Consider the following 18,924-nt stretch of genomic DNA (forward strand, 5'->3'; position numbering starts at 1 on the left):
ATGCCCTTCCGTGAGATCAACTCGAAGATGGTCGAGGCGACGGTCGTCCCCGGCCGGCGGATCTACAGCCAGCGCGGCGCGATGCTCGCCTACAAGGGGGACGTGACCTTCACGCCCAGCATCCAGGGCGGCCAGGGCGGGGTGATGTCGATGCTCGGGCGCCGCGTGGCGAACGAGGCGACGCCGCTGATGACCGTCGACGGCAGCGGCACCGTCCTCTTCGGGCACGGCGGCCATCACGTCCAGGTGATAGCCCTCTCCGGAGACACCCTCTATGTGGAGGCGGACCGGCTGCTCGCCTTCGACGGGAGTCTTCGGCAGGGCACGATGTTCATGGGCTCGCAGGGCGGCGTCATGGGGATGGTGCGCGGCCAGGTCACCGGACAGGGCCTGTTCACCACGACCCTCAAGGGACACGGCGCGGTCGCCGTCATGGCGCACGGCGGCGTCATCGAGCTGCCGATCACCCCGGGCCGCCCCGTCCATGTCGACCCGCAGGCGTACGTCGCGCACCACGGCGACGTACGGAACAAGCTGTCCACGGCCCTCGGCTGGCGCGACATGGTGGGGCGCGGCTCCGGCGAGGCGTTCCAGCTGGAGCTCAGCGGCAGCGGCGCGGTGTACGTCCAGGCCTCGGAGGAGAAGCTGTGAGCAGCCCGGTGATCTTCGACCCGGCCACCCTGCCGGCCGACGACAACGTGAACGCGTACACGTTCTGTGTGGAGCTCAAGGGCAGCAGCTGGTTCCTGCAGAAGGGCAAGATGATCGCCTACTACGGGCGCATCGACTTCAACGGGATCGGGCACGGCCGCCTGGACCGCCTCGTGCGGACGTCCTTCCATTCCCCGCTGCACGCGAGCGACTGGGTCGTGGCGGAGGGTTCGGGCAAGATGCTGCTCGCCGACCGGGCCTTCGACGTGAACTCGTACGACCTGGAGAACGGGAACCTGACGATCCGCTCGGGCAACCTGCTCGCTTTTCAGCCAACTCTCGCGCTGAAGCAGTCGATCGTTCCCGGCTTTCTGACACTCATTGGCACGGGCAAATTCGTGGCGGCCTCGAGCGGCCCGGTGGTCTTCATGGAGCCGCCCATCCGCGTTGATCCACAGGCGCTGGTCGGCTGGGCTGACTGCCCGTCACCTTGCCACCACTACGACCACTCCTATCTGACGGGCGTGATCGGCGGTCTACGTGCGATGACGGGCGTCGGAGGCGTCTCCGGGGAGGAGCACCAGTTCGAGTTCGTGGGCGCCGGAACGGTATTGCTGCAGTCCACAGAGACGTTGATGGCCGAACAGGCGACGGGCGCGGTGCCGCAGCAGGCGGGCGTGCCGGGCGGTCACGGAGCACCCGGACAGCAGCCGGGGGTACCGCGTCTTCCCGGACAGCTCGGCGACCTCCAGCGTCGCTTCGGACTGTGAGCGGTAATCTGCGGAGTGTGACGTCGAACGCGTGACCCCTTTGTGTCACGAGGGGGTGGGAGGCGTCACACTCCCCACTTTCGTTCGCATTTCAACTTCTTAGGTAGAATCAATACATGGAGACCGAGACTGCCACACGCTGGCTGACCGACGAGGAACAGTGCGCCTGGCGCACGCACGTAGAGGTCAACAGAATGCTGACTTACCAGCTCGAGAAGGACCTCCAGCCGTTCGGCCTGACGATGAACGACTACGACATCCTCGTGCATCTCTCCGAGACGGACGACCACCGGATGCGCATGAGCGATCTCGCGACCGCCACCCTGCAGTCCAAGAGCCGGCTCTCCCACCAGATCACCCGCATGGAGAACGCCGGACTCGTCCGCCGCGAGAACTGCGAGTCCGACCGCCGCGGCCTCTACACCGTCCTGACCGAGGACGGCATGGCGACCATGAAGAAGGTCGCCCCTCACCATGTGGCGTCCGTGCGACGGCACTTCGTGGACCTGATCCCCTCCGAGGAGCTCGACGCCCTCCACAAGGCCCTGACCCCGATCGCCGAACACCTGCGTTCGCAGCGCGGCAAACCGTGACCATTGCGAACGGGGAACGCCGACCTTCCCCGTTCGCCGGCTTCAGACCCCCGGCGCCACCGGCAGTCTGAGTTCGAAGAGCGCTCCGCCCGCGGGCGACGAGCTGACCGTCAGGGCGCCGCCGTGCCGCACGGCGACGTCCCTGGCGATGGCGAGTCCCAGACCCGCCCCGCCGTCGTCCCGGGCCCGCGCGTCGTCCAGGCGCACAAACCTCTCGAAGATGCGCTCCCGCTCCGCCTCCGGCACGCCCCCGCCGTCGTCGCCGACCTCGACGACCGCCCACGGCCCCTCGGCCCGTACGGCGATGTCCACGCGGGACCGCGCGTGACGCTGCGCGTTGTCAAGGAGGTTCCCGACCACCCGCGCCAGCTGGCTGCGCGAGCCCGCGACTTCGACGGGTTCGAGGCGCGTGCGAACCGCGACGCGGCCCGCCGGGCGCTGCGACAGCTCCTCGCCGGCCAGCGCGGCCAGATCGACCCGCGCCTCCCCCGGCCGCTCCCCCGCGTCGAGCCGGGCGAGCAGCAGAAGCCCCGCGGCGAGTTCCTGGAGCCGCACCGTGTCGGCCACCGCCCCGTCCACGTCGAGCAGTTCGGGGTGGGCGGCACCCACTTCGAGCTGGGTGCGCAGCGACGCGACGGGGCTGCGCAGCTCGTGCGAGGCATCGGCGACGAACCGGCGCTGGCGCTCCACGGACGTCTCCAGCGCGGCGAGCGTCTCATTCGTCGTCCGCGCGAGGCGCGCCACCTCGTCGTGCGTGCCCGGCTCCGGCACCCGGCGCGCCAGGTCCTGCGACGCCGTGATCGCGGACATCTCCCTCCGGATGCCCTCGACGGGGCGCAGCGCCCTGCGGGTCACCAGCCAGGTGACCGCGGCGACGACACCGAGCAGCACCGGAAAGCCGATCAGCATGACGGTCAGCGCGGTGCCGACGGCGCTCTGTTCGGCGGACAGCGAGGCACCCGCGTACACGGTGAGGTCGCCCTGCCGGGTCTTCTTCACCTCCAGGGAGGCGAACCGGTAGTCCCGGGTCTCCCCGTCGACGGTGGCCGAGCCCTCGCTCCGCTCGGCGTCGTCGGCGATCTCCCCGTACGCGTACGAGTCGTCCTCCCCGCCCTTGCCCCCATGGCGGTCGGAGCCGCCGTCGTCGTCATCGCCACCGTCGTCGTCGACCGGCGGGGTCACCGGCTTGACGGCGGGCGAGCCGGTCCCGCTGATCCGCTCCAGGTCCTCACTGGCCGCCAGGAGCCGGCCCTCGCTGTCGACGACCTGGACCGGGGTGTCGTCGCCGTCCGGGAGGTCGAGGCCGTTGGGCGCGGTGCCCGTCGCGATCGACACGGCGACCTTGCGGGCGGAGGACTCCGCCTCGCTCGACGCCTGGTCGGTGAGGTTGGACCGCAGTGCGAGCAGCACGGAGGCACCGGCGGCGAGGAGCGCCACGGCGACGACGAGGGTCGCGCCGAGCGTGGCTCTGGCCCGTACGGAACCGAACAGCCGCCGCCTCATCGCGGCGCCTCCAGGCGGTAGCCCGCGCCGCGCACCGTCCTGATCAGCCCCGCGCCCAGCTTCTTGCGCAGGGTGCTGACGTACACCTCGACGATGTTCGGGTCGCCCTCGTACGCGAAGTCCCAGACGTGCTCCAGGATCTCCGCCTTCGAAACGACCTCGCCGGGCCGCACCACCAGCTGCTCCAGGACCGCGAACTCCTTTGTCGTGAGCGGCACTTCGGTCTCGCCGTGCAGGACGCGACGCGCACCGGTGTCGACCCGCAAGGGGCCGAGGGTGTGGACGGACGAGCCGCCGCCGGAGCCGCGCCGCCGCAGGAGCGCCTTCACGCGCGCGACGAGCACGACGTACGAGAACGGCTTGGTGAGGTAGTCGTCGGCGCCGGTGTCGAGCCCCTCCGCCTCGTCGTACTCGCCGTCCTTGGCGGTGAGCATGAGGATCGGCACGTCGTGGCCTGCGGCGCGCAGGGCGGCGCAGACTCGGTAGCCGTTCATGCCCGGCAGCATGATGTCGAGAACGACCAGGTCGTACGCGCCCTCGCCCGCCCGGTGGAGCCCTTCGAGGCCGTCGTGGACGACGTCGACGGCGAACCCCTCGGCGGTCAGGCCCCGGGCGAGGGAGAGGGCCAGACGCTTTTCGTCTTCCACGATGAGCAGGCGCATGGGGGCAAGGGTCGCAAACGGAACCTGAAGAAGTCTTCAGGGTCCTTCAGCGGGGCTTCAGCCTCGGTCGGCCACTGTGGTCCTCGTCGAAGCGCACCGGATGTCCGGTGGGCCGGGAATCGTCTCGGGGAGGATCCCTCATGAAGCGCAACATCGTGATCGCCACCATCGCCGCCGTGGCCCTGATCGGCGGCGGCACCGCGACCGCCGTCGCGGTCTCGGGCGGCGACGACAGCACGGCGGCGGGCACGTCGACCGCGTCGCGGGGTACGGGGTCGACGGGGTCGGCCGGGCACGACGACGACCGCGCGGAGCACGTGACCGAGCTGAAGACCGCGAAGGTGACGGCTTCGGACGCCATCGCCGCCGCCCTCAAGTCGGTGCCCGGCACGGCGGTCTCCGCCGAGCTGGACGACGAGAACGACCGGGTGGTCTGGGAGGTCGAGGTCCTGAACGGCACGACGTGGCACGAGGTCCTCGTCGACCCCGCCTCGGGCAAGGTCGCCGGCTCGCACACCTCACGCCACGACGACACGGCCCGCGTCACCGCCGTCCTGAAGGACGCGAAGACCACGGCGCAGGACGCGGCACGGGCCGCCGCCGTGAAGGGTACGGTCACCGAGATCGACCTCGACGACGACGGCACGGCCCACGCCTGGGAGGCCGAGACCACGGCGGCGAACGGCACCGACGCCGACTGGCGCGTCGACCTCCGGTCCGGCGCGGTGACCCCGGACCGCTCGTCCCACGACGACGGGGACCACGACGGCCGCGACGACGCGACGCACGACGCGGGCGACGACCACGGCCGCGACAACACCGCCACGCACGACGCCGGTGACGACCACGGCCACGACAACACCGCCACCCACGACGCCGGTGACGACCACGGCAACCACGGCCGGGGTCACGACTCCGACGACGACCACGGCCACCACGGCGACGACGACTGAGGTCCGCGCCGACAAACACGGCTCGGCGTACGCCGGTTCAGCGCAAGGCCGAGCCCGTCTCCTGAGCCGCGTCCGGGACACCGTCCCCGGGCGCGGCTTCCGAGACTGAGGTCCGTCGCCGACAAACCCGGCTCGGCGCACGTCAGTTCAGCGCGCCGCCGAGCCCGTCTCCTGAGCCGCGTCCGGGACACCGTCCCCGGGCGCGGCTTCCGGCGTTGTACGGGCGGCGCGCCTCACACCCCGTACGCCCCACACCGCCGCCGCGACCGGCGCCGCCGCGGCCACTGCGAAGCAGGCCGCGAGCGGGAGGCGGGCCACCAGGAGGCCCGCGCCCGCCGTGCCGGCCGAGATACCGGCGTTCACCGCCGTGTTGACCCAGGCCCCGGCCTGCGTGCGGAACGCCGGGCCGGCCGTCTCGTCCGCCACGAGGTACGCGGTCGTCAGGGCGGGCGCGACGAAGAGGCCCGCAACGACGGCCGCCGCGCCGAGCGTCACCAGGCCCGGAGCGAGCGCCGCCGCCCCCAGCGCGGCGGCCAGCCCCGCGGCCAGGAACGGCAGCCGGACGCGGGCGGGAGCGGACCAGGAGATGGCGCCGTTCGCGAGGCCGCCGACCGCGCTGCCCGCCGAGAGCGCGGCCATCACCCAGGCCACGGCGTCGGCGTGCTGCCGGGCGTCGGCGAAGGCGAGGACGAGCAGGTCGAGGGCGCCGAGGGCAAGACCGACCCCCACCGCGACGACCACCGGCTGCGCGAGGCCGCGCACCGGCGAGATCCCGCCGGACCGCCCGCGCCGGACCGCGTCCCGGCCGGCGATGCCCCGTACGGCCGGGGACGCCACGAACGCGGCGGTCCCCACGGCCACCAGAACCGCGCTGATGGCGACGCCGAACGCCGCGGGGGCGAACTGCACGACCACGCCCACGATGAGCGGACCGGACACGAGCAGCAGCTCCTCGGCCACCCCGTCGAGGCTGTACGCGCGCTGCAGCAACCCCTCGCGCCTGCCGACGAGTTCGCTCCACACCGTCCGCATGGTCGGGCCGAGGGGCGGGGTGCACGCGCCCGCGGCGAGGGCGGCCGCTCCGAGCAGCAGGCCGGAGGCCCCCGGCCGCCAGGTCAGTGCGGCGAGCACGCCCAGCAGGACCGCGTACGCCCCCGTCATCGGCGGGAGCGCGCGCCGCGGCCCGTACCGGTCGATGAGGAGCGCTCTCAGGGGTGAGAGGAAGACGCTCGCGGCGCCGAAGAGCGCCATGGCCGTGCCCGCGACGGCGTACGAGCCGGTGGCGGACTTCACCGCGAGCATCAGGGACAGGGACACGGTCCCGTAGGAGAGCCGCCCGAGCAGGGCGGCGCCGAAGGTGCGGCGGGCATGGGGAACGCGCAGAAGCGCTGCGTACGACGACATGGGTGGGAGTTCCTCAGAACGAAGGGCACACGGACGCCGAGGACCGCGACATCACCGTTCGACGGTGGCCGCGGCCGGGTCGTGCCCTACGCACAGAGAAGGAACATGCGTCCAACGTAGCAGCGGGGAGGGGGAGTTGGCCACGGATGACACCGCGGCGCAGCCCCGCCCCCACCGTCCGCTCAGGCCTCCGTCAGGCCCTCCACCAGGGAGTCCGCCGCCCGGTACGGGTCGAGCTCACCCGCCACGATGCGCTCGGCCAGCGAGCTGAGGCGCCGGTCGCCGTGGAGGTCCGCGATGCGCTCGCGCAGGGCCGTGACGGCGATCGTCTCGACCTCGCGGGAGGCGCGGGCGAGGCGGCGCTCCTGGAGGACACCGCGCTCCTCCATCCACGCCCGGTGCTTCTCGAGCGCCTCGACGACCTCGTCGATGCCCTCGCCGCGGGCGGCGACGGTCTTGACGATGGGCGGGCGCCAGTCACCGGCGCCCCGGGACTCGCCGAGGCCCAGCATGTGGTTGAGCTCGCGGGCCGTCGCGTCCGCGCCATCGCGGTCGGCCTTGTTGACGACGTAGACGTCGCCGATCTCCAGGATTCCGGCCTTGGCCGCCTGGATCCCGTCGCCCATGCCGGGGGCGAGCAGGACCACGGACGTGTCGGCCTGCGAGGCGATCTCGACCTCGGACTGGCCGACGCCGACCGTCTCCACGAGGACGACGTCGCAACCGGCCGCGTCGAGCACCCGGATCGCCTGGGGCGCGGCCCACGCGAGGCCACCCAGGTGCCCGCGCGTGGCCATGGAACGGATGTACACGCCGGGGTCGGACGCGTGCTCCGACATGCGGACGCGGTCACCGAGCAGGGCGCCGCCGCTGAACGGCGACGACGGGTCGACGGCGAGCACACCGACCCGCTTCCCGGCCCGCCGGTACGCGCTGACCAGGGCGGACGTGGACGTGGACTTGCCGACGCCCGGCGACCCGGTGAGCCCGACGACGTACGCGTGCCCCGCGAGCGGGGCCAGCGCCGCCATCACCTCGCGCAGCTGCGGGGACGCCCCCTCCACCAGGGAGATCAGCCGGGCCACGGCCCTGGGCCGGCCTTCCCTGGCCTGGGCCACCAGGGTGGAGACGTCCTGCATCACAGCTCCGTTCACTCGGTTTCGTCCGACATACGTACCGACGTACGTCCCGGCACACGTACAGATACCCGCACCGGCATCCGTACCGGCGGAAGGGTTACGCCTTGGGTACCCGCACGATCAGTGCGTCGCCCTGGCCGCCGCCGCCGCACAGCGCGGCCGCGCCGATGCCGCCGCCGCGCCGCTTCAGCTCGAGCGCGAGGTGCAGGACGACACGGGCGCCGGACATCCCGATCGGGTGACCCAGCGCAATCGCCCCGCCGTTGACGTTCACCTTTTCCGAGGACACGCCGAGGTCCTTCATTGACTGCACCGCGACGGCCGCGAAGGCCTCGTTGATCTCGATGAGGTCGACGTCCTCGACGCCCAGGCCCTCCTTCTTGAGGGCGTGCCGGATGGCGTTCGACGGCTGCGACTGGAGCGAGTTGTCGGGCCCCGCCACGTTCCCGTGGGCGCCGATCTCGGCGATCCACTCCAGGCCGAGCTCCTGTGCCTTCGTCTTGCTCATGACGACGACCGCGGCGGCGCCGTCGGAGATCTGCGAGGACGTGCCGGCCGTGATCGTGCCGTCCTTGGTGAACGCGGGCCGCAGCTTGCCGAGCGACTCGGCGGTCGTCTCGGCGCGGATGCCCTCGTCCTTGCTGAACAGGACCGGGTCACCCTTGCGCTGCGGGATCTCGACGGGGGTGATCTCCGCCTCGAAGAGGCCGTTCTTCTGGGCGGCGGCGGCGCGCTGGTGCGACTGGGCGGCGATCTCGTCCTGCTCGGGGCGCAGGATCCCGAGGCGGGTGTTGTGCTTCTCCGTCGACTCACCCATCGGGATGTTCTCGAAGGAGTCGGTCAGGCCGTCGTACGCCATCGCGTCGAGCATCTCGACGGCGCCGTACTTGTAGCCCTCGCGGGACTTGGGGAGCAGGTGCGGCGCGTTCGTCATGGACTCCTGGCCGCCCGCGACGACGATGTCGAACTCGCCGGCGCGGATCAGCTGGTCGGCGAGCGCGATGGCGTCGAGGCCCGAGAGACACACCTTGTTGATGGTCAGCGCCGGCACGTTCATGGGGATGCCGGCCTTGACGGCCGCCTGGCGCGCGGGGATCTGCCCTGCCCCCGCCTGGAGCACCTGGCCCATGATCACGTACTGCACCTGATCTCCGCCGATCCCGGCCCGGTCGAGCGCCGCCTTGATGGCGACCCCTCCGAGGTCGGCTCCGGAGAAGGACTTCAGCGAGCCGAGCAGCCGGCCCATGGGCGTACGGGCGCCCGCGACGATCACTGAGGTGGTACCGGTCGTTCCAGACATGAGGCACGGCCCCTTGGAGATGAGGAGTGAACGAGGGTTTACTCGAATGTACTGAGCAGTACCTCCCACGTCACCGGCCGAACGGTGTGATCGCGCGCACGTTGCGTAACCACCTCCGACCGCGCTGCACTTACAGCATGCTGACGCGAATCGACCACATCGGAATCGCCTGTTTCGACCTCGACAAGACCGTTGAGTTCTACCGCGCTACCTATGGCTTCGAAGTGTTCCACTCCGAGGTGAACGAGGAGCAGGGTGTGCGCGAGGCCATGCTCAAGATCAATGAGACGAGCGACGGCGGGGCCTCCTACCTGCAGCTCCTCGAGCCCACCCGGGAGGACTCCGCGGTCGGGAAGTGGCTGGCCAAGAACGGCGAGGGCGTCCACCACATCGCCTTCGGCACGGCGGACGTCGACGCCGACTCCGCGGACATCAGGGGCAAGGGCGTACGCGTCCTGTACGACGAGCCGCGCATCGGTTCGATGGGGTCGCGCATCACCTTCCTGCACCCCAAGGACTGCCACGGTGTCCTGACCGAACTCGTCACTTCCGCACCGGTTGAGTCACCTGAGCACTGACCTCCGTATATCTGGGCCGGTAGGGTTGGGGGCGGCCGTCCGTCACACGGACGGCCGCGGGCCGGGGTCCGGGTTTCGGGGGGCGAGCGACGGGGCAGCAGCCCATGCTCCGCCGTTGATCTGACACCATTCCCCGGGGGCCCCGTTCGGCGTATGGACGGTGCTCGTTCGGAGAGACTTGCGACCAGGAGTGGGGTCTCCCCTGCTTGAACGCAGTTGAGAGCTTGGGGAAGGATGGGACCGCGCAGTGCGGGGCTACGAGAGCCAGGACAGCCGGCGGCCGGCTGAGACCGACCATCTCTCGCGGTTCGAAGCCGAGATGGACCGGCTGAAGACCGAGCGGGAGAAGGCGGTCCAGCACGCCGAGGACCTGGGCTACCAGGTCGAGGTGTTGCGCGCCAAGCTGCACGAGGCGCGCCGCAACCTCGCGTCCCGTCCTGCCTACGACGGCGGGGACATCGGGTACCAGGCCGAGCAGCTGCTGCGTAACGCGCAGATCCAGGCCGACCAGCTGCGCGCCGACGCCGAGCGCGAGCTGCGCGACGCCCGCGCCCAGACGCAGCGCATCCTCCAGGAGCACGCCGAGCAGCAGTCCCGGCTCCAGTCCGAGCTGCACGCCGAGGCCGTCTCGCGCCGCCAGCAGCTCGACCAGGAGCTGGCCGAGCGCCGCCAGACCGTCGAGGCACACGTCAACGAGAACGTGGCGTGGGCCGAGCAGCTGCGCGCCCGCAGCGAGCAGCAGGCCCGCCGGCTCGTCGACGAGTCCCGCGCCGAGGCCGACCAGGCGCTCGCCGCCGCCCGCGCCGAGGCCGAGCGGGTCGCCACCGAGGCCCGCCAGCGCCTGACGTCGGACGCCGAGACGGCCCGCGCCGAGGCCGAGGCACTGCTGCGCCGCGCCCGTACCGACGCCGAGCGCCTCCTGAACGCCGCGTCGACTCAGGCGCAGGAAGCCACCGACCACGCCGAGCAGCTGCGCTCGTCCACGGCCACCGAGTCGGACACGGCCCGCCGCCAGTCCGCCGAGCTGAGCCGTGCCGCCGAGCAGCGCCTGTCCGAGGCCGACACGGCGCTGCGCGAGGCGCGGGCGTCGGCGGAGAAGGTCCTCACCGAGGCGAAGGACTCCGCGGCCAAGCAGCTCGCGAACGCCGAGTCGGCGAACGAGCAGCGCACGCGCACCGCCAAGGAGCAGGTCGCCCGGCTCGTCTCGGAGGCCACCAAGGAGGCCGAGTCCACCAAGTCGGAGGCCGAGCAGGTCGTCACCGACGCCAAGGAGCAGGCCGAGAAGATCCTCGCCGAGGCCGGCGAGAAGGCACGCAACGTCACGGCCGAGGAGACCGCCTCCCAGCTCGCCAAGGCCGCCCGTACGGCCGAAGAGGTGCTCAACAAGGCGTCCGAGGACGCCAAGGCCACCACGAAGGCCGCCTCCGAGGAGGCCGAGCGGCTGCGCAGCGAGGCCGAGGCCGAGGCGGACCGGCTGCGTGGCGAGGCGCACGACATCGCGGAGCAGCTCAAGGGCGCCGCGAAGGACGACACCAAGGACTACCGCGCCAAGACCGTCGAGCTCCAGGAGGAGGCGCGACGGCTGCGCGGCGAGGCCGAGCAGCTGCGGGCCGAGGCGGTCGACGAGGGCGAGCGCATCCGCAGCGAGGCGCGGCGCGAGGCCGTCCAGCAGATCGAGGAGGCGGCCAGGACCGCCGAGGAGCTGCTCGCCAAGGCGAAGGCGGACGCGGACGAGCTGCGGGCCGGTGCGCAGACCGAGAGTGAGCGGGTCCGCACCGAGGCCATCGAGCGCGCCACGAACCTGCGCAAGCAGGCCGAGGAGACCCTGGAGCGCACCCGCGCCGAGGCCGAGCGGCACCGCGAGGAGGCCGCCGAGCAGGCCGAGGCCACCAAGACGGAGGCCGAGCGGGCCGCGCAGGAGCTGCGCGAGGACACCGAGCGCGCCGTCGCTGCCCGTCAGTCGGAGGCCGCCGACGAGCTGACCCGGCTGCACACCGAGGCCGAGCAGCGCCTGACGGCGTCCGAGACCGCGCTCACCGACGCGCGGGCCGAGTCGGAGCGCATCCGCCGCGAGACCGCGGACGAGACGGAGCGGCTGCGCGCCGAGGCCGCAGAGCGGATCCGTACGCTCCAGGCGCAGGCCGAGACGGAGGCCGACCGGCTGCGCACGGAGGCCGCGGCGGACGCGTCCGGGACCCGCGCGGAGGCGGAGAACGTCGCCGTACGGCTGCGGTCCGAGGCCGCGGCCGAGGCCGAGCGGCTCAAGTCGGAGGCTCAGGAGAGCGCGGACCGGGTGCGCGCGGAGGCCGCGGCAGCGGCCGAGCGGGTCGCCACGGAGGCCGCCGAGGCGCTCACCGCCGCCCAGGAGGAGGCCGCCAGGCGGCGCCGCGAGGCCGAGGAGACCCTCGGTTCCGCCCGCCAGGAGGCCGACCAGGAGCGCGAGCGGGCCCGCGAGCAGAGCGAGGAACTCCTCGCGGTCGCCCGCGCCCGTGTCGAGGAGGCGCAGGCAGAGGCCGTACGTCTCGTGGAGGAGGCCGACCGGCGCTCCACCGAGATGGTCGGCGCCGCCGAGCAGACCGCGCAGCAGGTGCGCGACTCCGTGTCCGGGCTCCAGGAGCAGGCGCAGGAGGAGATCGCGGGCCTGCGCAGCGCCGCGGAGCACGCGTCCGAGCGCACCAAGCGCGAGGCGCAGGAGGAGGCCGACCGGGTCCGCGCCGACGCGTACGCGGAGCGTGAGCGCGCCACCGACGACGCCAACCGCATGCGCGGCGAGGCCGCCGCCGAGTCGGAGGCCGCAAAGTCCCTTGCGGAGCGCACGGTTTCGGAGGCGATCGCCGAGTCGGAGCGGATGCGGTCCGAGGCGTCGGAGCACGCCCAGCAGGTCCGTACGGAGGTCTCCGAGCGGCTCACGTCGGCCGAGCAGGACGCCTCGCGCACCCGGGCCGATGCCCGCGAGGACGCCAACCGGATCCGTTCGGACGCCGCGACGCAGGCGGACACCCTCATCACGGAGGCCACGAGCGAGGCCGAGCGCCTCACGAACGAGACGAACACCGAGGCGGAGCGCGTCCGCGCCGAGTCGACGGCCGCGGCCGAGCGCCTCACGAACGAGACCAACACCGAGGCGGAGCGCGTCCGTTCGGAGTCCGTCGCGCGTGCCGAGCAGCTCGTCGGCGGCGCCACGACCGAGGCCGAGCGGGTGCGCGCCGAGTCGGTCGCCAAGGCCGAGAAGCTCATCGCGGACGCGGCCGGGGACGCCGAGCGGCTGCGCGCCGAGGCGGCCGAGACCGTCGGGTCCGCGCAGCAGCACGCCGAGCGGATCCGCAGCGAGGCGGAGCGCGTCAAGGCGGAGGCGGCGGAGGAGGCCGAGCGGCTCACCTCCGCGGCCCGCGCCGAGGCCGAGCGGACCCTCGACGAGACCCGCAAGGACGCCAACAAGCGCCGCTCGGAGGCCGCCGAGCAGGTCGACAAGCTCATCACGGAGGCGAGCGCGGAGGCCGAGAAGCTGACGTCCGAGGCGCAGCAGTCCGCGCTGAAGGCGACCACGGACGCCGAGTCGCAGGCCGACATGATGGTCGGCGCGGCACGCAAGGAGGCCGACCGGCTGGTCTCCGAGGCGACCGTCGAGGGCAACTCCCTGGTGGAGAAGTCCCGTACGGACGCGGACGAGTTGCTCGTCGGCGCGCGCCGCGACGCGACGGCGATCAGGGAGCGCGCCGAGGAGCTGCGCGAGCGCATCACCGGCGAGATCGACGAACTGCACGACCGGGCGCGGCGCGAGTCCGCCGAGGCCATGAAGACGGCCGGCGAGCGGTGCGACGCGCTGGTGAAGGCCGCCGAGGAGCAGCTCGCCGAGGCGCAGGCGAAGGCCAAGGAGATGGTTGCGGAGGCGGGTTCGGAGGCGAGCAAGGTCCGGATCGCCGCCGTGAAGAAGGCCGAGGGTCTGCTCAAGGAGGCCGGGGCGAAGAAGACCGAGCTGACCCGCGAGGCCGAGCGTGTCCTGTCCGAGGCGCAGGCGGAGGCGGAGCGCACGGTCGACGAGGGCAAGCGCGAGCTGGAGGTCCTGGTCCGCCGCCGCGAGGACATCAACGCCGAGATCTCCCGCGTCCAGGACGTCCTGGAGGCGTTGGAGTCCTTCGAGGCCCCGTCCGCCGGCGGCGGGACCAAGGAGGGCGCTGTCAAGGCGGGAGCCGCAGCGGGCGCTACCCGATCGGGTGGCAAGGGGTCGGAAGGGTAGCCAGGACGGCAACGGGCGTGCTTGGTAAGGACCTTCGGCGCTGCCGCTGGCAAGCCATCCTGCGGTTAGCCACTCAAAAGGGGTGTCATTCTCCAGATCAAACGGGCATCTGCTCGATGACACGCCGCTTTGACCCCTAGGATTCCCCCTATCACCTCACCGGTCTCATTCGACAGGAACCCCATGAGCGACACTTCCCCCTACGGCTTCGAGCTTGTGCGGCGTGGGTACGACCGCGCTCAGGTGGACGAACGCATTTCCAAGCTCGTCTCCGACCGTGACAGCGCTCTCGCTCGTATCACTGCTCTGGAAAAGCGCATCGAGGAGCTCCACCTCGAGACGCAGAACGCCCAGGCGCAGGTGAACGACGCCGAGCCGTCGTACGCCGGCCTCGGCGCGCGCGTCGAGAAGATCCTCCGCCTCGCCGAGGAGGAGGCGAAGGACCTGCGCGAGGAGGCCCGGCGCGCCGCCGAGCAGCACCGCGAGCTCGCCGAGTCGGCGGCCCAGCAGGTGCGCAACGACGCAGAATCGTTCGCTGCGGAGCGCAAGTCCAAGGCCGAGGACGAAGGCGTCCGGATTGTCGAGAAGGCCAAGAGCGAAGCGGGCACGCTGCGCGCCGAGGCCCAGAAGGACGCTCAGTCGAAGCGTGAGGAGGCGGACGCCCTCTTCGAGGAGACCCGCGCCAAGGCCGCCCAGGCCGCCGCGGACTTCGAGACGAACCTGGCGAAGCGCCGCGAGCAGTCCGAGCGCGACCTGGCCTCGCGTCAGGCGAAGGCCGAGAAGCGTCTCGCGGAGATCGAGCACCGCGCGGAGCAGCTCCGCCTGGAGGCCGAGAAGCTGCGCACCGACGCCGAGCGCCGCGCCCGCCAGACGGTGGAGACCGCGCAGCGCCAGGCCGAGGACATCGTGGCCGACGCCAACGCCAAGGCCGACCGGATCCGCTCGGAATCGGAGCGCGAGCTCGCCGCGCTGACGAACCGCCGCGACTCCATCAACGCGCAGCTCACCAACGTGCGCGAGATGCTGGCGACGCTCACCGGTGCGGCCGTCGCCGCCGCGGGCGCGCCCGCGGAGGACGAGCCGATCTCGCGTGGGGTTCCCGCCCAGCAGACCCGCTGAACCACCGAAGTCGGACACCGAAGCCCCTTGCCGCTCCAGTGGCAGGGGGCTTTGTCCCGTTCTAGCGTTGCCGCATGATCGAGCTCGAGGGGCTGACCAAGCATTACGGCGAGAAGCTGGCCGTCAACAACCTCACGTTCACCGTCAGACCGGGCATCGTCACGGGCTTCCTCGGCCCCAACGGTGCCGGCAAGTCCACGACGATGCGGATGATGCTCGGTCTCGACAACCCCTCAGCAGGCGACGTACGCATCGACGGGAAGCACTACGCGCAGTTGAAGGACCCGCTGCGGTACATCGGCGCGCTCCTCGACGCCAAGGCCATGCACGGCGGCCGCAGCGCCTACAACCACCTGCTGTGCCTGGCGCAGAGCAACGGCATCCCGCGCACCCGTGTCGTCGAGGTCCTCGACACGGTGGGTCTGACGCCCGTCGCCAGGAAGAAGGCGAAGGGCTTCTCGCTGGGTATGGGCCAGCGCCTCGGCATCGCGGGCGCGCTCCTCGGCGACCCGCGGATCCTGATGTTCGACGAGCCCGTCAACGGGCTCGACCCCGAGGGCATCCACTGGATCCGCAATCTGATGAAGTCGCTCGCCGGCCAGGGCCGTACGGTCTTCGTCTCCTCGCACCTGATGAGCGAGATGGCGCTGACCGCGGATCACCTCGTCGTCATCGGCCAGGGCCACCTCCTCGCCGACACCTCGATGTCCGACTTCATCCAGCAGAACTCCCGCTCGTACGTGCGGCTGCGCTCGCCGCAGCAGGAGCGGCTCCTCGATGTGCTGCACGAGGCAGGGATCACCGTCGTGGAGGCAGGCAACGGCACGCTCGAGGTGGACGGCGTCAGCCCCGAGCAGCTGGGCGACCTCGCGGCCGCCCACCATCTCGCCCTGCATGAGCTGAGCCCTCAGCAGGCCTCGCTCGAGGAGGCGTTCATGCAGCTCACCGCGGAGTCGGTGGAGTACCACGCGCACACGGACGAGCTCGGGGTGCCGCCGCCCGCCCAGCTGCCACCGCCGACACAGCAGCAGGGCTGGGGCGAGGGCTGGGACCGTACGAAGAACAAGGGAGCCTGACCGATGGCCACGACTCAGGTTCTCCGGTCCGAGTGGACCAAGATCAGGTCCGTCGCTTCGACGGTGTGGACGCTCGGCCTCGCGGCCGTCCTGACGATCGCGCTCGGCGTGCTGATCTCGATCCTGTCGAGGAACGAGTTCAAGAACATGGGCCTGAAGGAGCGGCTGTCCTTCGACCCCACGTTCATCAGCTTCGCCGGGATGAGTCTCGGACAGCTCGCGATGATCGTCTTCGGCGTCCTCGTCGTCTCGAACGAGTACAGCACCGGGATGATCCGCACCTCGCTCGCCGCGGTCCCCCAGCGCGGCACGTTCCTGTTCAGCAAGGTCGCCGTGGCCACCGTCCTGGCGTTCGTCGTGGGCCTCGCCACGAGCTTCATCGCGTTCTTCCTCGGGCAGGCCGTCCTCGGCGAGTACCGGGCGCAGATCGGCGACCCGGGCGTCCTGCGCGCGGTCATCGGCGGCGGCCTCTACATGACCCTCATCGCCATGTTCTCGATGGGTGTCGCGTCGATGCTGCGCAGCCCGATGCTGTCGCTCGGCATCCTGATGCCGTTCTTCTTCCTGATCTCCAACATCCTGGGCAACGTCTCGGCGACGAAGAAGATCGGCCGGTACCTGCCCGACCAGGCCGGCAGCAAGATCATGCAGGTGGTGACGCCGATCGACGACGACACCCCGTACGGGCCGTGGGGCGGCCTCGGCATCATGGTGATCTGGGTGGTCCTGGCCCTGATCTTCGGATATGTGCTCCTCAAGAAGCGGGACGCGTAGGGGCCGCGGGCAGGCCCAGGGGCTTTGCCTTGTCTTGGCCGGAACCGTCAGCGCCCCGATATCCTCCTAACCCTTACGGGGGCGCGTGCCCCGATGTCCTGAACCTTTCGATGGGTGCGGAGAATGATCGAGGCAGTCGGCCTGACGAAGCGCTACGGCGCCAAGACAGCCGTGTACAACCTTTCCTTCCAGGTCCGGCCGGGCACCGTGACCGGCTTCCTGGGTCCGAACGGGTCCGGCAAGTCGACGACCATGCGCATGATCCTGGGTCTCGACCAGCCGACGACGGGCCAGGTGACGATCGGCGGCTACCCGTACCGCAAGCTCCCCAACGCCCCGCGCCAGGTCGGCGCACTGCTCGACGCCAAGGCGGTGCACGGCGGCCGGCACGCCCGTAATCACCTGCTCTGCCTCGCGCAGCTGTCCGGCATCCCGGCCCGCCGCGTGGACGAGGTGCTCGGCGTCGTCGGCCTCCAGGACGTGGCGAAGAAGCGCTCCAAGGGCTTCTCGCTCGGCATGGGCCAGCGCCTCGGCATCGCGGCCGCGCTGCTCGGCGACCCGCAGGTGCTCCTCTTCGACGAGCCGGTCAACGGCCTCGACCCGGAGGGCATCCTCTGGGTCAGGAACCTGATGAAGTCGCTCGCCGCCGAGGGCCGTACGGTCTTCGTCTCCTCGCACCTGATGAGCGAGATGGCACTGACCGCCGAGCACCTGATCGTCATCGGCCGCGGCCAGCTCCTCGCCGACATGAGCGTGCGGGACTTCATCTCGCACAACTCGGCCGACTTCGCGCGGGTGCGCACGCCCGAGACGGAGCCGCAGCAGCGCGAGAAGCTGACGGCGGCGCTGACCGAGGCCGGCGGCCAGGTGCTGCCCGAGCAGGACGGCGCGCTGCGCGTCATGGGCCTGCCGCTTCCCCGCATCAGCGACCTGGCGCACGGCGCCGACGTACGCCTGTGGGAGCTCTCGCCGCACCAGGCCTCGCTGGAGGAGGCGTACATGCGGATGACGCAGGGCGCCGTCGACTACCGCTCGACCGTCGACCAGCGTGCCGGTCTTCAGCAGCAGCTCCCGCCGGGCGCGATGCCGCAGCAGCAGTTCCCCGCGCCCGGCCAGGGCCAGCCGGACTGGTACGCGCCGCCGCCGCCCCAGCAGGGCGGTCAGCCGTTCGCCCCGCCGCAGGCCGCGCCCGGCGGGCCGAACCCGTACGCCGCGCCGCCGCAGCAGCCGCCTGCCGCGCCCGCGGCCCCGGCCCCCGCAGCCCCTGTCCCCGCCGACCTGAACAAGCCCGAGGACCCCCGATGACGACGCCGCCCCCGCAGCCGGCTCCGCAGGCCTACGCCCAGCAGAGCACGCCCAACTGGCAGGGCGCGCCCGGCACTTCGTACACCTCGCCCATCCCGGTCACCCGCACGCACCTGGGGCACGCGCTCGCCTCGGAGTGGACGAAGATCAAGTCCGTGCGCTCCACGATCTGGACGCTCGGCATCTTCCTGTTCCTGGTCCTCGGCGGCGGCCTGTTCGTCTCCGCGCAGACCGAGGACCTCAACTACCAGGACCTGCCGTTCACGTTCCCGGCCTTCATCGGGCTGCTGCTCGGCCAGATCTGCCTGATCACGCTGGGCGTTCTCGTGACCTCGTCGGAGTACGGCACCGGCATGATCCGCACGACGTTCACCGCGTCGCCGCAGCGCTACCGCGTCTTCGCCGCCAAGATCCTGGTGTTCTTCGCGGTCTCGTTCGTGGTCTCCGCGGGCTCCATCCTCCTGGTGGGCCTGCTCACGTCGTCGATGCACAGCGGCCCCGAGGCGGGCGACCTGAGCTGGGGCGGCACGGTCCTCAAGGGCGGGCTCTACGTGTCCCTGCTCGGGGTCCTCGGCCTCGCCGTCGGCTCCATGCTGCGGCACTCGGCGGGCGCGATCACCGCGATGCTCGGCATCGTGCTGCTGCCGTCGATCCTGCCGGTCTTCCTGATGATCTCGCGCAGCACGCGGACGCTCGGCGAGAAGATGCAGGAGTACAACGCCATCAACGCCCTCGCCAAGATCTTCGGTGCGGACGGCGGGAGCACGGGCGGGTCCCAGGTGTGGCTGCTCGTCGGCGTCACGGCCGCGGCCGTGGTCGGCGCGTTCGTACTGCTGGAGCGGCGCGACGTGTAGGGCGCC

General features: G+C 71.6%; 16 protein-coding genes. 11 read left to right on the forward strand and 5 right to left on the reverse strand.

Annotated elements, in window-relative coordinates; all coding sequences use genetic code 11:
* From OG574_RS17915 to OG574_RS17925, 3 genes are all read left to right on the forward strand, one after another.
* Positions 1–651 (forward strand): AIM24 family protein, encoded by a 651-nt coding sequence (locus OG574_RS17915; protein ID WP_326774056.1) that lies wholly within the window; start codon positions 1–3, stop codon positions 649–651.
* On the forward strand, positions 648–1,421 hold the full coding sequence (locus OG574_RS17920; RefSeq protein WP_326774057.1) for an AIM24 family protein: 774 nt from the start codon (positions 648–650) through the stop codon (positions 1,419–1,421). Before OG574_RS17915 ends, OG574_RS17920 begins: the two co-directional genes overlap by 4 nt.
* Positions 1,422–1,537: 116 nt before the next feature.
* Entirely contained in the window at positions 1,538–2,014 is a 477-nt protein-coding gene (locus OG574_RS17925) for a MarR family winged helix-turn-helix transcriptional regulator (protein WP_100595825.1), read from the forward strand.
* Between the two features lie 42 nt (positions 2,015–2,056).
* On the opposite strand, the gene OG574_RS17930 is transcribed toward OG574_RS17925, so the two are convergent.
* Together OG574_RS17930 and OG574_RS17935 are read right to left on the reverse strand one after the other, a co-directional pair.
* The gene (locus OG574_RS17930; protein ID WP_326774058.1) at positions 2,057–3,517 is read right to left on the reverse strand and encodes a sensor histidine kinase; all 1,461 of its coding nucleotides are present in this window, start codon (positions 3,515–3,517) and stop codon (positions 2,057–2,059) included.
* Positions 3,514–4,179: a response regulator transcription factor gene (locus tag OG574_RS17935; protein ID WP_100595827.1), complete on the reverse strand. Its 666-nt coding sequence runs from the start codon at positions 4,177–4,179 to the stop codon at positions 3,514–3,516. Before OG574_RS17935 ends, OG574_RS17930 begins: the two co-directional genes overlap by 4 nt.
* A gap of 140 nt (positions 4,180–4,319) precedes the next feature.
* On the opposite strand from OG574_RS17935, the gene OG574_RS17940 reads away from it, so the two are divergent.
* Entirely contained in the window at positions 4,320–5,132 is an 813-nt protein-coding gene (locus OG574_RS17940) for a PepSY domain-containing protein (RefSeq protein WP_326774059.1), read from the forward strand.
* Between the two features lie 147 nt (positions 5,133–5,279).
* Here the strand turns inward: OG574_RS17940 and OG574_RS17945 are convergent, their stop codons facing one another.
* The 3 genes from OG574_RS17945 to OG574_RS17955 all read right to left on the reverse strand — a co-directional run bounded on the left by OG574_RS17945 (position 5,280) and on the right by OG574_RS17955 (position 8,975).
* A complete protein-coding gene (locus OG574_RS17945; protein WP_326774060.1) occupies positions 5,280–6,536 on the reverse strand; it encodes an MFS transporter in 1,257 nt (418 codons plus the stop codon).
* Positions 6,537–6,718: 182 nt separating this feature from the next.
* Positions 6,719–7,675: a methylmalonyl Co-A mutase-associated GTPase MeaB gene (meaB, locus tag OG574_RS17950; protein ID WP_100595830.1), complete on the reverse strand. Its 957-nt coding sequence runs from the start codon at positions 7,673–7,675 to the stop codon at positions 6,719–6,721.
* Between the two features lie 97 nt (positions 7,676–7,772).
* Positions 7,773–8,975: an acetyl-CoA C-acetyltransferase gene (locus OG574_RS17955; protein WP_326774061.1), complete on the reverse strand. Its 1,203-nt coding sequence runs from the start codon at positions 8,973–8,975 to the stop codon at positions 7,773–7,775.
* 137 nt (positions 8,976–9,112) lie between these two features.
* Between OG574_RS17955 and mce the strand changes: the two genes are divergently transcribed.
* The 7 genes from mce to OG574_RS17990 all read left to right on the forward strand — a co-directional run bounded on the left by mce (position 9,113) and on the right by OG574_RS17990 (position 18,918).
* On the forward strand, positions 9,113–9,553 hold the full coding sequence (gene mce / locus OG574_RS17960) for a methylmalonyl-CoA epimerase (RefSeq protein ID WP_100595983.1): 441 nt from the start codon (positions 9,113–9,115) through the stop codon (positions 9,551–9,553).
* A gap of 247 nt (positions 9,554–9,800) precedes the next feature.
* Positions 9,801–13,790 (forward strand): polarized growth protein Scy, encoded by a 3,990-nt coding sequence (gene scy / locus OG574_RS17965; protein ID WP_326774062.1) that lies wholly within the window; start codon positions 9,801–9,803, stop codon positions 13,788–13,790.
* A 183-nt stretch (positions 13,791–13,973) separates the two neighbouring features.
* Complete coding sequence (locus tag OG574_RS17970) at positions 13,974–14,909, forward strand: cellulose-binding protein (protein WP_100595833.1); 936 nt, start codon at positions 13,974–13,976, stop codon at positions 14,907–14,909.
* 74 nt (positions 14,910–14,983) lie between these two features.
* A complete protein-coding gene (locus OG574_RS17975; protein WP_100595834.1) occupies positions 14,984–15,985 on the forward strand; it encodes an ABC transporter ATP-binding protein in 1,002 nt (333 codons plus the stop codon).
* A gap of 3 nt (positions 15,986–15,988) precedes the next feature.
* Positions 15,989–16,759 carry an ABC transporter permease subunit gene (locus OG574_RS17980; protein WP_326774063.1) on the forward strand — a complete coding sequence of 257 codons (771 nt, stop codon included), beginning with the start codon at positions 15,989–15,991 and terminating at the stop codon, positions 16,757–16,759.
* Between the two features lie 123 nt (positions 16,760–16,882).
* A complete protein-coding gene (locus tag OG574_RS17985) occupies positions 16,883–18,064 on the forward strand; it encodes an ABC transporter ATP-binding protein (RefSeq protein WP_326774064.1) in 1,182 nt (393 codons plus the stop codon).
* Positions 18,061–18,918, forward strand: coding sequence for an ABC transporter permease (locus OG574_RS17990; RefSeq protein ID WP_326774065.1), 858 nt, complete (start codon positions 18,061–18,063; stop codon positions 18,916–18,918). The genes OG574_RS17985 and OG574_RS17990 overlap by 4 nt, the downstream gene beginning before the upstream one ends.
* The last annotated feature ends 6 nt before the right edge of the window (positions 18,919–18,924 follow it).

Origin of the sequence: Streptomyces sp. NBC_01445, assembly GCF_035918235.1 — a bacterium.
Classification (GTDB): Bacteria; Actinomycetota; Actinomycetes; order Streptomycetales; family Streptomycetaceae; genus Streptomyces.

What these genes read in the sequence shown, in the direction of transcription:
- OG574_RS17915 (WP_326774056.1), top strand. Translation starts at nt 1, where the DNA reads ATGCCCTTCCGTGAGATCAACTCGAAGATGGTCGAGGCGACGGTCGTC.
- OG574_RS17925 (WP_100595825.1), top strand. Translation starts at nt 1,538, where the DNA reads ATGGAGACCGAGACTGCCACACGCTGGCTGACCGACGAGGAACAGTGC.
- OG574_RS17930 (WP_326774058.1), bottom strand. Translation starts at nt 3,517, where the DNA reads ATGAGGCGGCGGCTGTTCGGTTCCGTACGGGCCAGAGCCACGCTCGGC.
- OG574_RS17935 (WP_100595827.1), bottom strand. Translation starts at nt 4,179, where the DNA reads ATGCGCCTGCTCATCGTGGAAGACGAAAAGCGTCTGGCCCTCTCCCTC.
- OG574_RS17940 (WP_326774059.1), top strand. Translation starts at nt 4,320, where the DNA reads ATGAAGCGCAACATCGTGATCGCCACCATCGCCGCCGTGGCCCTGATC.
- OG574_RS17945 (WP_326774060.1), bottom strand. Translation starts at nt 6,536, where the DNA reads ATGTCGTCGTACGCAGCGCTTCTGCGCGTTCCCCATGCCCGCCGCACC.
- meaB (WP_100595830.1), bottom strand. Translation starts at nt 7,675, where the DNA reads ATGCAGGACGTCTCCACCCTGGTGGCCCAGGCCAGGGAAGGCCGGCCC.
- OG574_RS17955 (WP_326774061.1), bottom strand. Translation starts at nt 8,975, where the DNA reads ATGTCTGGAACGACCGGTACCACCTCAGTGATCGTCGCGGGCGCCCGT.
- mce (WP_100595983.1), top strand. Translation starts at nt 9,113, where the DNA reads ATGCTGACGCGAATCGACCACATCGGAATCGCCTGTTTCGACCTCGAC.
- OG574_RS17970 (WP_100595833.1), top strand. Translation starts at nt 13,974, where the DNA reads ATGAGCGACACTTCCCCCTACGGCTTCGAGCTTGTGCGGCGTGGGTAC.
- OG574_RS17975 (WP_100595834.1), top strand. Translation starts at nt 14,984, where the DNA reads ATGATCGAGCTCGAGGGGCTGACCAAGCATTACGGCGAGAAGCTGGCC.
- OG574_RS17980 (WP_326774063.1), top strand. Translation starts at nt 15,989, where the DNA reads ATGGCCACGACTCAGGTTCTCCGGTCCGAGTGGACCAAGATCAGGTCC.
- OG574_RS17985 (WP_326774064.1), top strand. Translation starts at nt 16,883, where the DNA reads ATGATCGAGGCAGTCGGCCTGACGAAGCGCTACGGCGCCAAGACAGCC.
- OG574_RS17990 (WP_326774065.1), top strand. Translation starts at nt 18,061, where the DNA reads ATGACGACGCCGCCCCCGCAGCCGGCTCCGCAGGCCTACGCCCAGCAG.